General features: G+C 36.4%; 17 protein-coding genes and 1 pseudogene. 7 read left to right on the top strand and 11 right to left on the bottom strand.

What is annotated here, in order from left to right:
* The 3 genes and pseudogenes from B3L86_RS09735 to B3L86_RS09725 form a co-directional block, all read right to left on the bottom strand.
* A pseudogene (locus B3L86_RS09735) lies at positions 1-980 on the bottom strand (polysaccharide biosynthesis protein); the annotation flags it as partial.
* 17 nt (positions 981-997) lie between these two features.
* Entirely contained in the window at positions 998-2,140 is a 1,143-nt protein-coding gene (locus B3L86_RS09730; RefSeq protein ID WP_291118304.1) for a DegT/DnrJ/EryC1/StrS family aminotransferase, read from the bottom strand.
* A gap of 262 nt (positions 2,141-2,402) precedes the next feature.
* Positions 2,403-3,794 carry a S1C family serine protease gene (locus B3L86_RS09725; RefSeq protein WP_291118302.1) on the bottom strand — a complete coding sequence of 464 codons (1,392 nt, stop codon included), beginning with the start codon at positions 3,792-3,794 and terminating at the stop codon, positions 2,403-2,405.
* Positions 3,795-3,926: 132 nt separating this feature from the next.
* Here B3L86_RS09725 and dapF point away from each other — a divergent pair, with 132 nt between their 5' ends.
* The 5 genes from dapF (at position 3,927) to B3L86_RS09700 (ending at position 7,955) form a co-directional block, all read left to right on the top strand.
* A complete protein-coding gene (dapF, locus tag B3L86_RS09720; RefSeq protein WP_291118299.1) occupies positions 3,927-4,715 on the top strand; it encodes a diaminopimelate epimerase in 789 nt (262 codons plus the stop codon).
* A gap of 4 nt (positions 4,716-4,719) precedes the next feature.
* Positions 4,720-5,244 carry a GNAT family N-acetyltransferase gene (locus B3L86_RS09715; RefSeq protein ID WP_291118296.1) on the top strand — a complete coding sequence of 175 codons (525 nt, stop codon included), beginning with the start codon at positions 4,720-4,722 and terminating at the stop codon, positions 5,242-5,244.
* A gap of 10 nt (positions 5,245-5,254) precedes the next feature.
* Complete coding sequence (gene mltG, locus B3L86_RS09710) at positions 5,255-6,295, top strand: endolytic transglycosylase MltG (RefSeq protein ID WP_291118293.1); 1,041 nt, start codon at positions 5,255-5,257, stop codon at positions 6,293-6,295.
* Positions 6,296-7,210: a DUF2279 domain-containing protein gene (locus B3L86_RS09705; RefSeq protein ID WP_291118290.1), complete on the top strand. Its 915-nt coding sequence runs from the start codon at positions 6,296-6,298 to the stop codon at positions 7,208-7,210.
* A gap of 97 nt (positions 7,211-7,307) precedes the next feature.
* The gene (locus B3L86_RS09700) at positions 7,308-7,955 is read left to right on the top strand and encodes a peptidoglycan-binding protein LysM (protein ID WP_291118287.1); all 648 of its coding nucleotides are present in this window, start codon (positions 7,308-7,310) and stop codon (positions 7,953-7,955) included.
* Positions 7,956-8,001: 46 nt separating this feature from the next.
* Here B3L86_RS09700 and B3L86_RS09695 read toward each other — a convergent pair whose 3' ends face one another.
* The 4 genes from B3L86_RS09695 to dnaA form a co-directional block, all read right to left on the bottom strand.
* The gene (locus tag B3L86_RS09695; protein WP_291118284.1) at positions 8,002-9,273 is read right to left on the bottom strand and encodes an ATP-binding protein; all 1,272 of its coding nucleotides are present in this window, start codon (positions 9,271-9,273) and stop codon (positions 8,002-8,004) included.
* 132 nt (positions 9,274-9,405) lie between these two features.
* On the bottom strand, positions 9,406-10,128 hold the full coding sequence (locus tag B3L86_RS09690) for an SAM-dependent methyltransferase (RefSeq protein ID WP_291118281.1): 723 nt from the start codon (positions 10,126-10,128) through the stop codon (positions 9,406-9,408).
* Entirely contained in the window at positions 10,125-10,598 is a 474-nt protein-coding gene (locus B3L86_RS09685) for a low molecular weight protein-tyrosine-phosphatase (protein ID WP_291118279.1), read from the bottom strand. Before B3L86_RS09685 ends, B3L86_RS09690 begins: the two co-directional genes overlap by 4 nt.
* 56 nt (positions 10,599-10,654) lie before the next feature.
* On the bottom strand, positions 10,655-12,082 hold the full coding sequence (gene dnaA, locus B3L86_RS09680; protein ID WP_291118276.1) for a chromosomal replication initiator protein DnaA: 1,428 nt from the start codon (positions 12,080-12,082) through the stop codon (positions 10,655-10,657).
* A 199-nt stretch (positions 12,083-12,281) separates the two neighbouring features.
* On the opposite strand from dnaA, the gene B3L86_RS09675 reads away from it, so the two are divergent.
* Entirely contained in the window at positions 12,282-12,686 is a 405-nt protein-coding gene (locus tag B3L86_RS09675) for an acyl-CoA thioesterase (protein ID WP_291118273.1), read from the top strand.
* 52 nt (positions 12,687-12,738) lie between these two features.
* Here B3L86_RS09675 and B3L86_RS09670 read toward each other — a convergent pair whose 3' ends face one another.
* Genes B3L86_RS09670 through ribD form a run of 4 tightly spaced genes read right to left on the bottom strand, consistent with a single transcriptional unit; the run spans position 12,739 to position 15,867 of the window.
* Positions 12,739-13,359 (bottom strand): IMPACT family protein, encoded by a 621-nt coding sequence (locus B3L86_RS09670; protein WP_291118270.1) that lies wholly within the window; start codon positions 13,357-13,359, stop codon positions 12,739-12,741.
* 2 nt (positions 13,360-13,361) lie between these two features.
* A complete protein-coding gene (locus B3L86_RS09665; protein ID WP_291118267.1) occupies positions 13,362-14,222 on the bottom strand; it encodes a DMT family transporter in 861 nt (286 codons plus the stop codon).
* 6 nt (positions 14,223-14,228) lie between these two features.
* Positions 14,229-14,828, bottom strand: coding sequence for an HAD family hydrolase (locus B3L86_RS09660; RefSeq protein ID WP_291118264.1), 600 nt, complete (start codon positions 14,826-14,828; stop codon positions 14,229-14,231).
* Positions 14,821-15,867: a bifunctional diaminohydroxyphosphoribosylaminopyrimidine deaminase/5-amino-6-(5-phosphoribosylamino)uracil reductase RibD gene (gene ribD, locus B3L86_RS09655; protein ID WP_291118261.1), complete on the bottom strand. Its 1,047-nt coding sequence runs from the start codon at positions 15,865-15,867 to the stop codon at positions 14,821-14,823. Before ribD ends, B3L86_RS09660 begins: the two co-directional genes overlap by 8 nt.
* A gap of 79 nt (positions 15,868-15,946) precedes the next feature.
* Between ribD and B3L86_RS09650 the strand changes: the two genes are divergently transcribed.
* A complete protein-coding gene (locus B3L86_RS09650; protein ID WP_291118336.1) occupies positions 15,947-16,426 on the top strand; it encodes a GNAT family N-acetyltransferase in 480 nt (159 codons plus the stop codon).
* The last annotated feature ends 15 nt before the right edge of the window (positions 16,427-16,441 follow it).

The following is a 16,441-nucleotide window of genomic DNA, read 5'->3' as shown; positions in this document are numbered from 1 at the left end:
CGGACAATTTCGCTACCGATAGAACCTGCGGCTCCGGTAATGAGGATGCATTTATTTTTGAGTTCAGTTTCTATAATTTTTTTTTCCAATAAAATTGATTTACGTTCCAATAAATCTTCAATTTCTATTCTTTTAACTTTTCTAGAAATTTCTTTTTTATTTTCCCAATCACTAATTATCGGCATGGTAAAAATTTTGTATCCTGCTTCCAAACAATTGTCAACAATTTCTGTTTTTTCATCAATTGGGATATTGTTGTCTGCAATGATTAAAGCTTTTGCATTGAAGCTTCTCAGAATTACTTTTGGAGACTTGCTCAATTGGATTAAAGGCAAATCGAGCAATGTTTTGGAATTGCCATGATCGACTCTACTGATAAATCCTTTTATATCGAAACGGCTGGGGACTTCCAATTTTAAAACGTTCGCTACGGCTATTGCATTAGCGTCAGACCCTAAAACCATGGCAGGGATTAAATTGTGTTTGTTGTTTTTGGTAAAATAATTTTCGAATACAAATTTGATAAAGATTCTGAACAAAAATAAAAATGAAAAATTCAGAATAAAATTGATCATTAAAGAAGGAATCAAATAAACCTTACTTCCAAGCAAAAAGTAGCAAGAATAATTGATGATTAGTAAAGAAACAAAGCTACAAAAAGTAGCTTTTAACAATTTGATGCCGTCAGTAAAAGTAGAATGTCTAATAATGCCGGAATAGGTTTTAAAAATAACAAAAAAGAGTGCGTTAACAACAATGATTAGTGCGACACGATAATGAACAGCGATTAATTGATGAAAATTTAGCGTCAATTGTTTGACCAAATAGTAAGTGGCGAGTGCTGCTATTAATAATATAAAAACATCAATACAAAAAATGATCCATCTAGGGATGAATCCCAGTTTTGAAATGTCGACGTTTTGAAACAACTGATGTAAAAACTCCTTTAGTTTGAGTTTATTATTTTGTTTGGTAACCATAGCTTTTCTTTTGCATTTCAGGAATTAAAATAATTGTTTATAGCTAGGGCAATTCGCATTTTATTGTCATGATTCAGGTTGGAACCTGAGGGTAAGCACAATCCGTTTTGAAATAAAGTTTCACAAACCTTATTGCCGTAATATGGATAATTTTGGAAAAGCGGTTGTAAGTGCATAGGTTTCCATACAGGTCTACTTTCAATCCTTTCTTTTTCCAGGGCTAGTCGCAAGTCTTCGGAATTTTTACCTTTTGCAAGCGAAGGATCAATAGTGAGAACAGTTAGCCAATAGTTGGAAAAGAAATCTTCATTTGGTTCTTGTAAGAGTTGCACTCCCTTCTTATCAGAAAACAATGTTTTATAAAACGCATTCATCTCTCTTCGAGCTTTGATGTGTTTTTGCAGTACCTGCATTTGGCCTCTACCTATTCCGGCACAAACATTGCTTAAGCGGTAATTGTATCCTATTTCAGAATGTTGGTAATGTGGTGCATTGTCACGAGCTTGTGTTGCTAAAAAAACAGTTTTATCTTTCATTTTAGATGAAGGAGCAATTAAAGCACCGCCACCCGATGTAGTTATAATTTTATTACCGTTGAAAGACAATACTCCGAAATTGCCGAAAGTTCCACAGTTTCTACCTTTATAGCTACTTCCCAGTGCTTCAGCACTATCTTCTAAAACAGGGATGTTGTATTTTAGAGCAACGGCTTGTATTTCCTCTACCAAGTAAGGCATTCCATATAGGTGTACGCTAATAATTGCTTTAGGTTTTTTGCCTAAACGCAAACGGTCTTTAATTGCTTCCTCTAATGCAATGGGACAGATGTTCCATGTTGCCACTTCACTATCCACAAATATTGGAAGAGCACCCAGATAAAGAATAGGATTTGCGGAAGCCGAAAAAGTCATGGATTGGCAGATAACTTCATCGCCGTGTTGTACTCCGAGTAAAATCAGACCCAGATGGATGGCAGCGGTACCTGAGCTTAACGCTGCGACGTATTTATCTTGGCCAAGAAATTCTTGTAATGTATTTTCAAATTCAGTGACATTAGGACCAAGGGGAGCAATCCAATTGTCATTAAACGCTTCATTCACAAAATGTTGTTCAGTGCCTCCCATATGAGGAGAGGATAACCAAATTTTTTCAGGGGACATAATTAATATGAATAAAGGGTTACNNACACACAAATATAATGAAAATTTATCACATTATTATTTGAACAAAAAATAAATTTAGAGGATGGTTATGAGGTTTTTTTGGGTTTTGAGTTGGGACAATGGGGACAATGGGGACAATGGGGACGAAGATAGCGATGATGGTAGAATGGGGACGGTTATTGGAGTGTGTTTAAAAAAAATCCTGCAAGGTCACATGAAAACCTTGCAGGACTGCCCCTGGCTAAAAATAGCCTTCCTACTAAATTATTATTCGCATTAGCTGCCCGTTTTTCAGTAGTAATTCTACGCGAACGCCTTCTTTTTCTGTCTTACTTCCCAAGCTTCTTGAGACGGTTTCTACATCTGTAGCTTTAACCCCGTCAATGCTTAGGATGATGCTTCCTTTTAATTCTTCACTATAAGGAGCTAATTTTTCATTGGTAATGTCTTTAATTTTTACCCCTTGATTTATTTTAAAACGCTGTTTGTCCGACGCCTCTAAATCTTCCAATTCTAACCCGTAAAATTCATAATTCAGGAGTTCTTTTTTGGATAATTTTACCGGAATTACCACTAATTTACCATTTCTGCTTACCGTTACCTTAATTTCATCATTAGGTCTTTTGGTGTTAATATAGCCCGATAATTCAGCAAACGAGCTGATGTTTTGGTTGTCTAATTTTTTAATGACATCGCCCGATTTGATGCCGGCTTTTTCGGCACCCGAATTTTTGGTAACTTTATTTACATAAAAACCTTGGGTATCTTCTACTTTAAATTCTTTGGAAGCCACCCCGTTGAGTTCAATTCCTTCGATTCCTAAAATACCCCGTTGCACGTTACCGAATTCCATGATGTCTTCGATAATTTTTCGGGTGATGTTAGAAGGTACTGCAAAAGAATAGCCAACATAACTACCGGTATTGGATGAAATCATGGTATTAATTCCCACTAATTCGCCGCGGGTGTTTACTAACGCACCACCGCTATTTCCCGGGTTTACAACGGCATCGGTTTGAATGAAGGATTGAATGCCTCTTGTGTCGAGGTTTCTGGCTTTCGCCGAAACAATTCCCGCCGTAACTGTTGAGTTGAGGTTGTATGGATTTCCGACAGCCAAAACCCATTCCCCCACACGCACATGGTCTGAATCGGCAAAAACGATATACGGTAATTTTTCATCGGCTTCCACTTTTAGGAGAGCGATATCCATTTTGGAGTCGGTGCCAATTAATTTGGCTTTGTATGTTTTTTTATTATTAAGAGTCACCTCGAGGTCTTGAGCTCCGTTGATCACATGGTTGTTAGTCACGATATATCCATCTTCAGAGATGATGACACCGGAACCTGTTCCGATTTGTTGTTGTTGCTGACCGCCACGTTGACCGTACATGAATTCCATAATGGGATTGGAAACGGTTCGATAGGAAACATTTTTCACGTGCACTACTTGGTTTAATGTGGATTCAGCAGCTTCAGTAAAATCAATAGCCTCGGCCGCTAGTCCAACGGTTTTGGTTGGTAACGACGGTGCTGTGGTAATGATGTTGTCTGCAGAAGATTTGTTATCTTCTATGAAAAGTTTGTATGATCCAAGTGTTATAATACCACTCAGTAAAGCGACAAAAAAAAGATTTGCTGTGTTTTTCATATACTAAATGTTATTTATTATACAATGTAAAATTATTTGATTTATTGTTTATGTAAAATAGGTTTAACGTACTTTAACGCACCTTAACTTTTCTTTAAAATAATTGTACTTTTGTACAACAGAAATTACAAAATGACAATTCAATTTTACAAATATCAAGGTACGGGAAATGACTTTATCCTAATTGATAACCGTTTGGCAACATTTTTCAAAAATGATACCAAACTGATAGAACGACTCTGTAACAGGCGTTTTGGTATAGGTGCAGACGGTTTGATTTTGTTGGAAAATGACAAAAATTCCGATTTCAAGATGGTTTATTACAATTCGGATGGCCATGAAAGTTCGATGTGTGGCAACGGAGGCAGATGTATAGTAGCTTTCGCCAAACAATTAGGCGTTATTCAAAATGAAACTACTTTTATTGCGGTAGATGGCTTGCATTATGCCAAAATTTCAGAGGATGGTTTCGTTGCTTTACAAATGAAAGATGTGGATGCTATACAATTCGCTTCCGATTACGTTTTTATGAATACCGGTTCGCCCCATCATGTTACTTTGGTAGATGACGTAAAATCGGTACCCGTAAAAGAAATAGGTGGTGCCATTCGTTATAGTGATTTGTATGGAGCAGCGGGAAGCAATGTCAATTTTGTGGAACCCATTTCAGACACTCTTTTTGCGGTGCGAACCTATGAGCGAGGGGTAGAAGACGAAACCTTGTCTTGTGGAACGGGTGTTACAGCAGTTGCTATTGCGATGAATGCCATAGGTAAAACCACTTCCAATGCTATTTCGTTATTGGTAGAAGGCGGTCAATTGCAAGTGCGTTTTCAAAAAGAAGACCAAAAGTACACCCAAGTGTTTTTAATTGGGCCAGCTGAATTTGTTTTTGAGGGTCAATTCGTTTTAGCCACGTAATATTATGAGTACACTTCAAGGAAAACATATTTATTTAAGAGCCTTAGAGCCAGAAGATTTGGAATTTGTTTATCGGCTTGAGAATGACACGGCCCTTTGGGAAGTTAGTCAAACGCAAACACCTTATAGTTTATTTTTGATAAAAAACTATTTGGAAAATGCACATAAGGATATTTATGAAGCCAAGCAATTGCGATTGGCCATTTGCAAGCACGAAACTTTTGAGGCCATTGGATTGATTGATTTATTTGATTTTGATCCTAAAAACCAGCGAGCAGGCATCGGTATCGTCATTCAAAATCAGGATAACAGAAATTCCGGTTACGGGAAGGAGGCTTTGGAGTTGCTGCTTACTTATGCGAAAGATTATTTGCATGTGCACCAGCTTTTTGCCAATATAGCCGTGTCTAATTCACCGAGTATTGCGTTGTTTACTTCTTTAGGTTTTCAATTGGTTGGCCTAAAAAAAGACTGGATTTATAATCAAGGTATTTATACTGATGAAGCAATGTATCAATTTATATTTTAAAAAATAATTTATGACTTTAAAAAAATTAGTTCTTTATATTGTATTGGCTTTATTAGTTGTTGTGGCTTTTTTAGGCTTTCGTGTCTATCAAATCGTTTTCACTCCCAATACAGATTTTACAGAAGAAAAAGTAAGTATTTATGTGCCTACAAATTCCACTTTTGAGGAAGTTAAAGCTTTAGTAGCTCCTTATTTAAAAGACATGAATAAGTTTGAATCGTTGGCCAATCGAAGAGGTTATCCTTCAGAAGTGAAAGCCGGAAAGTTTGAATTGACGAAGGGCATGAATACCAATGAAATTGTATCCGCTTTACGTAGGCCTGTGGCGGTTAGGGTGACATTTAACAATCAAGAACGATTGGAAAATTTTGCCGACAGGATAGGTTCCCAATTGGAAGCGGACAGTACCGGTTTGATGGCGGCATTTAAAGATTCTGTTTTTTTGAAAGAAAATGACGTTACGGAAGCCACTGTTTTTACGTTGTTTCTTCCAAATACTTTTGAGTTTTATTGGAATACCTCAGCCACAAAATTCAGGGATCAATTGGTGAAAGAATACTATCGTTTTTGGAATGACGAACGCAAAGCCAAAGCTGAGGGATTGGGTTTAACCCCCACAGAAGTTTCCATTTTGGCCTCAATTGTTCAAAAAGAAACCTCAAAGGTTGACGAGCGACCTAAAGTGGCACAAGTGTATTTGAACCGTTTGAGGATAGGAATGCCATTGCAAGCTGATCCCACGGTGATTTATGCGTATAAATTGGTTTCGAATGATTTTGATCAGGTAATCAAACGCGTTTATTATAAACATTTGGAAGTGGCCTCACCGTATAACACCTACAAGAATAGCGGTTTACCACCAGGGCCTATCTTTATGCCGGATGTCAGTTCGATTGATGCCGTTTTGAATCCGGAGCCTCATGATTTTATTTATTTCTGTGCGAGTGTCACCCGATTGGGTTATCACGAATTTGCCACTACATTGCAACAACATTCTGTGAACGCCAGAAACTATTCGGCTTGGTTGAATGCTCAAACATCCGGAAACTAGTTGAAAAAGTCTGTTTTCCTACCGGCCCTTTTTTTATTGATTATCACGGGAGGATATTCCCAATCCAAAGTTGAAGCCTTTTTGACACCCTCAGATTCTTTACTTACTTCCAGAAGAAACTTGGTTGTGGTTTCTGAGGCCGTTATAACTTCAGCGGCTTTGGTGGGATTGCATCAACTTTGGTATGCCGATTATGAAAGCTCATCCTTTCATTTTAAGAATGACAACAGCCATTGGTTGCAACTGGATAAAGCGGGGCATGTTTATGCGGCCTATCAATTGGGTCGTATGAGTGCTGAGCTGTTGGCTTGGTCCGGAGTTTCCAAAAAAGACCAATTGCTTTACGGAGCGGGTTATGGTTTTGTGTTTTTAACAGCCGTTGAGGTTTTTGACGGACATTCGGCTGAATGGGGTTTCTCTTGGGGCGATGTAGCGGCTAATGCTGCAGGAACGGCGATGTATGTTTCCCAAGAACTAATGTGGCAGGAGCAGCGGATTGTTCCGAAGTTTTCTTTTCACACTACGCAATATGCCAGACAGCGACCAGCAGTGTTGGGCAGTGGTTTTGGCGAACAAGTAGTAAAAGATTACAACGGTCAGACCTATTGGTTGTCGGCTAATTTGCGTTCTTTTATGCCGAATTCTAAACTTCCCAAGTGGTTTAATGTGGCTTTAGGCTATGGTGCTGAGGGAATGCTTTCAGCCACAACGTCATCAGCTGTCGGTTTATCACTTCCGGATTATGAAAGGTATCGTCAATTTTATATAAGTTTGGATGTAGACTTGACTAAAATTAGTACCCCTTCTTCTTTTTTACGCACTTTATTTTCAATTTTCAATACGATTAAGATTCCGGCTCCAACGTTTGAAATTAGGGATTCCCACGGGGTCAAATTCCATTGGTTTTACTTTTAGAAAAAGTTTAACTGTTTGATAATCATATTTATAAAAAAAGTTGTATATTTGCAGCGTGAAATTTCAGTGTTGTGACAGGGCCTGAGAAAACAACTTTATGATTAGAAAATGGTATTTTTACACTTCGATTGTGTTTGTAGTGGTGGTTTTAAGCTCCGGTTTTAAACCTTATGAATTTCAGCATTTTGATTGGTTTCATGTAGATGAGACTGAGGAATTATTTTACACGGTTCCAACTTCAGACGAAAGTGCTTATCAGCACATCACCGTACCATTTACCGGAAAAACATTTGCCGGTTTCAAACAAGCTTTAGCCTTTAAAGAATCTCAAGGAAAGTATCACAAGGTCAATCCATTTGGTTATATGGGAAAATACCAATTTGGTATGGGAACATTAAGAACCATTGGAATAACTGACAGTTTGACTTTTATGAAATCCCCTCGAATTCAGGAGCAGGCATTTAAAGCTTTGTTGTCTTTAAACAAGTGGGAACTTAGGAATGAGATTCAGCAGTATGAAGGCAAAGTAATTCATGGAGTAACTATTACAGAATCCGGCTTATTGGCTGCAGCCCATTTAGGAGGTGTTGGTTCGGTTCGTAAATTTTTAAAGAGTAATGGGAATCGTGGTTTTACAGATGGTTTTGGAACTTCCTTAAAGAGTTATATTAAAAATTACGGGGGTTATGATACGTCTATTATTCAGCCGCAAAAAAAGGTGCGGGTGAAAATAAAGCAAGTTTAAACTCTACAATTATATAGAAAAAAGGCGAATTTAACATCGCCTTTTTTTATTTTAAAAAACCTCTCAGTTTCCAGGCTTGTAGGTGGAAAATTCCTTCGTTAGGAGGGAGGGTAATCTCATCTAATGAAACCACTACCTTTTCATAATTATCAGGTATAACTTGTAGCGGTGCATATTCTCTAGTAGCTGTTTGCTCGTTTTCCAGTGAATAGGTTACTTGCAGGTAGATTGTTCGGTTTCCTTTTTTAGCCACAAAGTCCACTTCCTTATTTTTTACTGCACCAATAAAAACTTCAAAACCGGCTCTACGTAGTTCAAGAAAAACTAAGTTTTCCAATTTATACCCTATTCCATAACTAAAGCCTTGATATAAATAGTTTTTGAACGCCAAATCGTTGATGTAGTATTTGCAATTTCCTAAAATAATATCCTTCCCTTTGATATCAAATCGTTCGGTTTTATGAATTAAAAAGGTGTCTGTAATGTATTCGATATAATTTGAAACCGTATCATAGGTTGTTTTACGGTTATTACTTTTAAAAAAATTCACAATATTGTTAATAGCGATTAAATTGGATGCATTGTTTACTAAATAAACAAATATATCTTCCAATAATCTCGGGTCTTTTATGTTATAGCGTTGGATAATGTCTCGAAGTAATACAGAATCTTTTATAGCTGAAACGTAGTTGCGTTTGGTTTGTTCGTTTGGTAATACAAAGAGTTCGGGCAGTCCACCGCTTTCCATATACTCAATATAGCTAGATTTGTTTGCCTCTTTTTCTAAGATTTCAACATATTCCTCAAAGCTAAAAGGAAAAATTTCAAACGAAACATACCTTCCTGAAAGTAGTGTTGCTAATTCACCGGACAGCATTTTAGAGTTCGAGCCACTAATGAACAATTCATATTGGTCTACATAATCTTGAGAATAGGAATTTGCAAAATGTTCCCAACCCTCAATATTCTGAATTTCATCAATTAATACATAGATTTTCCCCTTAGGATTTATTTCTTTCTTATAGTTTTCAATCAGTAGTTCTAAATCCTTATAGCTGTTTACAAAATCAAAGTCGGTAAATTCTTTATTTAGATAAAATATATTTTCAGCAGGAATTTTTTGTTTGATCAGTTTTTCCGCAATTTGACGTAGTAGATAACTTTTGCCTACACGACGTTGTCCAACCAGTACTTTTATTAGTTTATTTCCTGTATAATCAAGAATTGTATCGGTATATTTTGTTCTTGGAAAACCTAATGCCGGAATGTTTTTATTCCAGAAATTGTATTTTCTTAATTTGTTGAAATAATCTTCCATACTCGAATATTTTTACAAAAATACAAAATAATCTTTTATGGACGAATATTTTTGTAAAAATGTAAAATAATCTTTTCTACTCGAATGATTTTTATGTTAGATAAAAAAATCAAGCTAAATGACAAGACGCACTTACGATTTCTGAATAATAAAAATGGTAGGTCTATTGTGTAAATCGACTTTTGTTTTTTTCCAGTCGTTTATCGTCAACGTTTTGATGTACTCGGTTGGGAGCGTAATGTCGGTTGCAATACAAAGTCGCGTACTATTTTGAAGGGCTTGCAAAATGTCTTCGAGTAATTTATTGTTTCGATAGGGCGTTTCAATGAACAATTGTGCTTGGTTTTTTTCAAACGACAAGCGTTCTAAGTTTTTCAAAGTTGCTTTTTTTTCTGATTTGTCGATGGGTAGGTACCCATTGAACGCAAAACTTTGTCCGTTCATTCCGGAGCCCATCAATGCCAAAAGAATGGATGATGGTCCGACTAACGGTACTACTTGAATTCCTTTTTCGTGGGCTAATTTCACGATTACGGCACCCGGATCAGCGACACCCGGGCATCCGGCTTCACTCATTAATCCCACATTTTTACCTTCTAAACAAGGTTGTATCATTGCGGCATATTCTTTTTCTTCCGTATGTTTGTTCAGTAAACTAATACGCAGTGAAGGTTGCGCTTTTTCGGGATGAATTTGTTTGATGAATTTTCGGGCTGTTTTTTCATTTTCAACGATATAATCGGTTATGAAATCAATGGCACGTTTCACGGTTTGCGGTAGCACTTCTTCGGGAGCTATTTCGCCTAATGTAGTTGGAATTAGGTATAATTTTCCTTTGACTGTAATTGGTTTCATGAGGATGTGTGTTTTTCAATCAGTTTTTGAGCCAGCACTTCACAAGCTTCATTCAGCATTTCAAATACGTTATCGAAATTATTGAGACTGCCATGATAAGGATCAGGAACATCTACTTTTTCTCCCGGGAAAACCTGTTCTAAGATTAGTTGTACTTTTTGTTTTTCATCTTCATTTGTAGCCATTTCAATGACATCAAGATAATTGTTGTTGTCCATTACGAAGATATAATCAAATTCTTTAAAGAACGAAGGTTTAAAAAGTTTTCCTTTTTGTTTCGAAATATCGATACCGTTTTTTTGAGCTGTTACAATTGAGCGTCTGTCGGGTGGGTCGCCAATGTGCCAATGTCCGGTTCCTGCAGAGTCAACATGAAACAAGTCTTTGGGTAATTTGGAGGCTAGAATTCCTTCCGCAAGGGGAGAGCGGCAAATGTTTCCTAAGCAAACCATTATAATTTTTACGGCCATATTGAATAAAAAAAAGTGGTTAGTCGTTTTCGGTTTGACTAACCACAAAATTTAACTTATAAGGATAATTTTTTATGAATATCATCAACAAATTTCCGGAACTGTTTGTCAGTTGTAACCAGATTGTCTACTGTTTTGCAGGCGTGTAATACGGTTGCATGGTCTCGGTCGCCAATTTGAGAACCGATATTTGCCAAAGAGGCTTTTGTAAATTTCTTTGCAAAAAACATGGCCAATTGTCTGGCTTGCACCACGTGACGTTTTCTTGTTTTGGATTGTAGTGTATCGATATCCAGTTGGAAGTAATCGGAAACTACTTTTTGGATGTATTCAATAGAGATTTCGCGTTTTACATTTTTAACAAATTTTTCGACAATATTTTTTGTCAGTTCCAGCGTCACTTCTTTTTTGTTGAAAGAAGCTTGAGCGATAAGTGAAATGATGGCTCCTTCTAATTCTCTGACATTTGATTTAATGTTTCGAGCTACGTATTCAATAATTTCGTCGGGCATTTCCACGCCATCTCTGTAGAGGATGTTGTTCAAGATGGAGATTCGTGTTTCGTAATCCGGCTGGTGTAATTCGGCAGACAATCCCCATTTGAATCGCGATAACAAACGTTGTTCGATATCTTGCATGTCCACCGGAGCTTTGTCGGAGGTAAGAATTACCTGTTTGCCGTTTTGGTGTAGGTAATTAAAAATGTGAAAAAACACATCTTGCGTACCAGATTTACCGGAAAGGAATTGCACATCATCAATTATCAACACATCGATCAATTGGTAGAAGTGTATAAAATCGTTACGGGTATTTTTTTTAACCGAATCAATATATTGTTGTGTAAATACTTCAGCGGAGATATACAATACCGTTTTTTCAGGGTATTTGTCTTTGATTTCAACTCCGATTGCGTGGGCCAAATGTGTTTTACCTAGTCCGACACCACCAAATATTAATAATGGATTGAACGAAGTCCCACCCGGCTTATTTGCCACAGCCATACCTGCTGATCTGGCTAAGCGGTTGGAGTCCCCTTCTAAGAAGTTATCAAAGCTATAATTTGGATTTAACTGGGATTCAATTTTTAAATTTCTAATTCCAGGAATAACAAAAGGGTTTTTCAGCTCCGGGCTTAGGTTTTTAAAGGGAGCATCAACTTCTTGTGGTTTTAATGGATTTCTATTAGAGCTTGGCAATTGTTCCGTAAAAGGTTGTTTGTTGCCAAAAGTGTTTTCCATTTTGATTTTATAGAGTAACTTTGCATTTTTTCCAAGTTCTCTGGTAAGAGCCACTTTTAGTAATTTAACATAGTGTTCCTCGAGCCATTCGTAGAAAAATTTGCTAGGTACTTGAATGTAAAGAGCATTGTCGGTAAGTTCAACTGACTTAATTGGTTCGAACCAAGTTTTATAAGCTTGGTCCTGAATATTGTCTTTTATAAAAGACAGACAGTTTTCCCATACCGATTGCGCAGTTTTATCCATGAATCTTAAAATTTTTTATAAATTTATTACTAGTTAAGCTACAAAAGAAACAGGCTGTTTCAGTTGTTAATTTTGGGTTAACAAATATGTGAACAAAAATCCTTAAAAAAAAATAAAAAGGGTATTGATTTTATAAAATTATTGTTGTAAAGGACTTTTGAAGTTCAAAATATTAACCAAGAAAAAGAATACAATTACGATGAATGAACATCAATTAGAAGTACGCGTTCGCTATTCAGAAACCGATCAAATGGGGGTTGTTTATCACGGGAATTATTTGCCTTATTTTGAGATAGGGCGTGTGGAATGGCTTAGAAATCAGGGTATTTCATATAAAGAGTTGGAAGAAAGCGGTGTGGCATTGCCCATTGTAAACATCATTATAAATTACAAGAAACCAGCTCGTTATGACGATCTACTAAAAGTGATTACTAAGCTAAAATTCAGTTCCTCTGTGAAGATAGGATTTGAATGTCGCATTGAGGATGAAAAAGGAGAGTTATTAACAACAGCTGATTTTATTTTGGTATTTGTGTCGATAAAAACCGGACGACCGATTACGCCACCGGAACAAATTTTAACTATTTTGGAGGCTCATTCTTGATTCAAAACAAAGTAATTTAAATCCAATATAAATTAGCTGCATCAGTTGATTCTTATAAATCGATTTTTGTGATTTTACATGTTTTAAAGGATTCGCATTTTTCCCGGAACTGATTGTATTCTTTTTCGGGAATTGTGATAGTCCATTCGCAGTTCAATTCCATTTTTTGTTCCTTTATTGATGCTTTAGATTCTTTTAAAAGATTCATTATTTTGGGATGGTCTTCGTATTCGTATTTAAGGTTTACGGTTGTCATTTCGATACATTCCACTTTTTGAGCGGCTTCTAAGGCCATTTTTGCTGCCATTTTGTAGGCAGTGACCAATCCACCTACGCCTAATTTTACGCCTCCAAAGTAGCGAACCACCACCACCAGAATGTTTGTGAAATGAAATGATTGTATCTGTCCATAGATAGGTTTTCCTGCACTGTTGTTGGGTTCACCGTCATCACTTGCTCGGTATTTTACGGTTTTATAACCTATTTGGTACGCATAACAAGCATGGTTGGCATTGGGGTGTTTCTTTTTTATAGTTGCTAAGTGGTTTTTAATTTCTTCATCAGAAAACACAGGAAAAGCATAACTAATGAATTTACTGTTTTTTTCTTTTAGTAACAGCTCTAAAACAGGATTTTCGATGGTATAATAGCTATCTTCTGAGTTGGTTTGCATGATTAAAAGGTTACTAAAACTATTGCGATTATGGCAATTAGGATTCCGATGCTATTTCTAAGGTTTATTTTTTCTTTAAAAAGGATGATTCCGAGTAGCGTTGTGAGTATTACTATAGCCACATTGTGAATAGTGAAAATAGTAGAACTCTCCCATGTTGGGTGATTTAACATTCTAATCATGAAATACAAAGAAAAGTAATTAGGAATTCCCAATAGGACGCCGGCCATACAATTTCTAATTTTAATTGCTTTATTATTTTTTACGAGTTGGTAGCCAATTAAGCAAGAGCCTGCGACAAAAGCCATAAAAAAAGTATGCGATGAAAAAACAGCAATTTCTTCAATAGTCACATGATGATTTTGCATAATTTTCAGACTTGCATCAATTGTACCTGCACCCAAAAATACTAAAGCCGGTAATAGCCATTCTTTATTTTGGTTTATTTTCCCTTCTTCTTTTTTTGAAGTAAAATAGACAGCAGCTAAAGCTAAAATGATACCAATAATTTTATAGCCACCTAAACTTTCTTTGTATATAATGACGCCTAAAGTTATAGGAATTACGACCGACATTTTTGAAGCCACTGAGGTTGCTGAGAGTCCGTTTCTTTGGGAAGCTAAAGCCGTTAAATAAAAAACACTAATGAACAAGAATCCCATAAAGAAACTACCCCAATACCAAGTTTTATTAGGTAATTCAGCAATTTCAAAAGTTTCATAGCTAAAAAGAAACCCGATGCAAGCGGCGGTTAAATAGTTTACAACTAAGGCTTGTAGGGTGTTAATATTAAAATGATTAAACCATTTTAAGATGACGAATAACAACGAATTCAGTCCAACACTGCAAAGAATATAAATCACTTTGGTTTAGAATTTTTTATCAAATAAATCCACCACATCTTCTTCATTAGGATTGAGGTTCCAAACCACCATTCCCAGTTTTTCTGCGGTATCGGTATTGTCTTTTCTATCATCAACAAAAAGTGTTTTATTGGGTTGTAGCCCTTGTTTATGGATTACAAAATTGAAAATATCTTCGTTGGGTTTTCGCATACCTATTTCAAAAGAAAAATATACTTTTTCAAAGCATTGATAGAAATCGCGTGCAAAGGAGATGCCTACTTTATGTTCAAATTTATCAATATGAATGGCATCGGTATTACTGAGTAGAAAAAGGCGGTATTTGCCTTTCAGATTTTGTAAAAATTCGAGGCGATACAGCGGAAAATCACCTAAAACGGCGTTCCAGGCTTTGCGAATTTCATCTATTGACGCTTTGGGTAGGTGTTTTTGAAAACCTTCAATAAATTCGATTTCGGATATTTTTCCGATTTCAAATTTTGCGTTAAGTTCGTCAAGATCTTGTGACCATTCTTTTAATCCTAATTCTTTAAAAGCTTTGGCAACTGCTTCTTTTTCGAGGTTGATAAATACCTCTCCAAAATCAAAAATAATGGTATTAATCATAATTTTTAACAATTAAAAGTTCGTCATCCCCACATTTTTTTTGGTCAAAGGGTGTTTTGTTTTCAAAAATTGGAGCTTTGATTCCCGATTGAAGTTTGAATTTACTTTTAAAAATTCGGGCTTCGTCCCAAAGATTCCAATGAATAAATTGTTGTATCGTTTTTGTTCCTCCTTCAATTATAACCGATTGTATTTCATGTTTAAACAAAATTGTTGTTATCTGGTTTACAAGTGATTTATCAAAGATAGCAGATTCGTAGTACATTTGAGTAGTAGCATTTGAAATTTCTTTTGCTGTAATAACAATTGTTTTGGCAGCATCGTTTTTTAAATGAAAGTGATTGGGGACTTTATTTTCGCGATCTACTACAATTCGAGTGGGGTTATTGCCTTTCCAATCTCTTGCATCCAGTTTGGGATTATCGTCTAAGGCTGTTGTTGTTCCTACTAAAACCGCTTGTTCTTCTGTTCGCCATTTGTGCACCAGTTGTCTGGAATAGTGACTGGAAATCCAGACCGGGCGGTTTTCCATTTTCTCCAGGGGTGCAATATAACCATCGGCGGTTTGAGCCCATTTCAAAATGATATACGGTCTTTTTTTCTGATGAAATGTAAAGAAGCGTTTGTTGAGTTCGGCACATTCCTTTTCTAAGACACCCACAATGCACTTTTTTCCGGCCTCTTGAAGTTTTTTTATTCCGTTGCCGTCAACTTTAGCAAAAGGGTCTTTAGTTCCGATAACAACGGTTGGAATTTCATTCGCTATGATTAAATCGCAACAAGGTGGTGTTTTGCCAAAATGGCTACAAGGTTCGAGGCTTACATAGATTGTAGCATTTTTTAAAAGCGATTTATCTTTCACGTTAGCCATTGCATGAACTTCCGCATGGGGTCCGCCCGCTTTTTGGTGCCAACCTTCCCCAATAATTTTCCCATCATGTACAATGACACTTCCCACTAAAGGGTTGGGATAGGTAGTTCCCAGTCCGTTTTTGGCCAATTGGATACAACGTTTCATGAAGAATTCGTGCGTGCTCATCACACAAAAATAGTTTTTTAGGCTGATAGCACCAACACTAAAAAGATTAATCTTAACTTTGCTGTTTATTCCTCATTTTATGATTGCCATAGAGCCTATTTTAGCTTCTGATAATGAAGTAATTGCACAATTGATTCGTGCTGTTTTGATAGAGCATAATGTTCCAAAAGTGGGAACCGCTTATGCGGATGTATCGTTGGATTTTATGTATGAGACCTATTCAAAACCCAAAAGCAGTTATTTTAAAGTAGTAAAAGACGGAAAAATAATTGGCGGAGCGGGTATAAGTCCTTTAGAGAATGGACCTGAAGGAGTTTGTGAACTTCAAAAAATGTATTTTTTACCGGAAGCCAGAGGTTTAGGACTTGGGGCAATGATGATGGAAAAATGTTTAGAGAACGCCAGAACATTTGGATTTAAGCAATGCTATTTAGAAACGATGCCCTACATGACTTCTGCACAAAAGTTGTATCAAAAGTATGGATTTGTTTATTTGGAGGCTCCCATGGGCGATACAGGACATATTTCTTGTCCGGTTTGGATGTTGAAAGAATTATAATTTAAAGACTTTTTA

Origin of the sequence: Flavobacterium sp. UBA6135, assembly GCF_002428305.1 — a bacterium.
Taxonomy (GTDB): Bacteria; Bacteroidota; Bacteroidia; order Flavobacteriales; family Flavobacteriaceae; genus Flavobacterium.
The sequence above is the reverse complement of the archived record's forward strand: the minus strand, read 5'-3'. Positions and strand labels throughout refer to the sequence as shown.